This window comes from Sphingomonas montana, assembly GCF_001956315.1.
GTDB classification, from domain to species: Bacteria; Pseudomonadota; Alphaproteobacteria; order Sphingomonadales; family Sphingomonadaceae; genus Sphingomonas_R; species Sphingomonas_R montana.
In genome coordinates this window covers 1-2123 of sequence record NZ_MOLY01000002.1, presented here as the reverse complement: position 1 = coordinate 2123, position 2123 = coordinate 1, and the positions used below count along the sequence as shown (strand labels likewise).

At 66.0% G+C, this 2123-nt stretch carries 1 protein-coding gene; it reads right to left on the bottom strand.

All coding sequences use genetic code 11. From position 1 onward, the window contains the following. The coding region (locus BKY59_RS06525) for a phosphoketolase family protein (RefSeq protein ID WP_076069880.1) at window positions 1-2123 on the bottom strand (2123 nt) is incomplete at both ends.

Below are 2123 nucleotides of genomic sequence, written 5' to 3'. Positions count from 1 at the left end.
GTCTCGGCCGGCACCCGCCCCGCCAGCCGCGGGATGCGCTCGATCGCGTCGAGCGCGAGCCGGTAGCGATCGAGATCGTTCAGCACGACCATGTCGAACGGTGTCGTCGTCGTGCCCTCTTCCCTGTATCCGCGCACATGGATGTTCGCATGGTTGGTGCGCGCATAGGTCAGCTTGTGGATCAGCGCCGGATAGCCGTGATAGGCGAAGATGACGGGCCTGTCGGTCGTGAACATCGCATCGAACGCCCGATCGTCCAGCCCGTGCGGATGCTCCGACTGCGGCTGCAGCACCATCAGGTCTACGACGTTCACCACGCGGATCCGGATGTCGGGCACATAGTCCCGCAGCAGCGTGACCGCCGCCAGCGCCTCCAGCGTCGGGACGTCGCCCGCGCACGCCATCACGACGTCGGGATCCTCGTCGTCACCCGCCCATGCCCAGACCCCGGCGCCGACCGTGCAATGCCGAACCGCGGCATCCACGCCGAGCCACTGCCAGTCGGACTGCTTGCCCGCCACGATCACGTTCACATAGCCCCGACTGCGCAGGGCATGATCCGCGACCGACAACAGGCAGTTCGCATCGGGCGGCAGGTAGATCCGCGCGACGTCCGCGGTCTTGTTGGTGATATGGTCGATGAACCCCGGATCCTGATGCGACAGGCCATTATGGTCCTGCCGCCAGACATGCGAGGTCAGCAGGTAATTCAGCGACGCGATCGGCCGCCGCCACGGGATCGACCGGGTCACCTTCAGCCACTTGGCATGCTGGTTGACCATCGAATCGACGATGTGGACGAACGCCTCGTAACACGAGAACAGTCCGTGCCGCCCGGTCAGCAGATAACCCTCGAGCCAGCCCTGGCAGAGATGCTCGCTCAGCACCTCCATCACGCGGCCGTCGGTGCTGAGGTCGGTATCGTCGGCCTGCGTCCCGGCCATCCAGACCTTGCCGGAGACGTCGTAGACATCCGCCAGCCGGTTGGACGCCGTCTCGTCCGGCCCGAACAGCCGGAAGTTGGCCGACCCCATGTTGAACTTCATCACGTCGCGCAGATAGCGGCCGAGCACGCGCGTCGCCTCTGCCTTGACCTGCCCCGCGACCGGCACCGACACCGCGTAATCGTGGAAGTCCGGCAGCGACAGCGGCTTGAGCAGTTCGCCGCCATTGGCATGCGGGTTCGATCCCATCCGCCGATGCCCGGTCGGCGCAAGCGATGCATACTCATCCCGGAACTTGCCGGTCTCGTCGAACAGCTCCTCATGGGCGTAGCTCCGCATCCACGCCTCCAGCTGGCGCAGGTGCTCCGGGTCCTTGAAGTCGGCGATCGGCACCTGGTGCGAACGCCACGTCCCCTCGACCGGCTTGCCGTCGACCATCTTCGGCCCGGTCCAGCCCTTGGGCGTCCGGAACACGATCATCGGCCAGCGCGGGCGTTCGGGCGCTGCGCCCGCGACCCGCGCCGCGGCCTGGATCGCCTGGATCCGCGCCAGCACGATATCCAGTGTGCCGGCCAGTTGCTGATGCACGTCTTCCGGATCATGCCCTTCGACGTAGAAGGGCTCATGGCCATAACCGCGCAGCAGCGCATCGAGTTCGTCATGATCGATCCGCGCCAGGATCGTCGGGTTCGCGATCTTGAACCCGTTGAGGTGCAGGATCGGCAGCACGGCACCGTCGCGTGCCGGGTTCAGGAACTTGTTCGAATGCCAGCTTGCGGCCAGCGCCCCCGTTTCCGCCTCGCCGTCGCCGATGATACACGCGACCAGCAGGTCAGGGTTGTCGAACGCCGCACCATAGGCATGGGCGAGCGAATAGCCCAGCTCGCCGCCCTCGTGGATCGATCCCGGCGTCTCGGGGGCGACATGGCTGGGTATGCCGCCGGGCCACGAGAACTGCCGGAACAGCCGGTGCATCCCGGATCGGCTTCGCTCGATCGCCGGATAGCGTTCGGTGTAGGATCCTTCGAGATAGGTGTTGGCCACCAGGCCCGGCCCGCCATGCCCAGGGCCGATGATGTTGATCATGTCCAGATCATGCGCGACGATCAGCCGGTTCAGGTGGACATACAGGAAATTAAGCCCCGGCGTCGTGCCCCAATGCCCGAGCAGGCGCGGCTT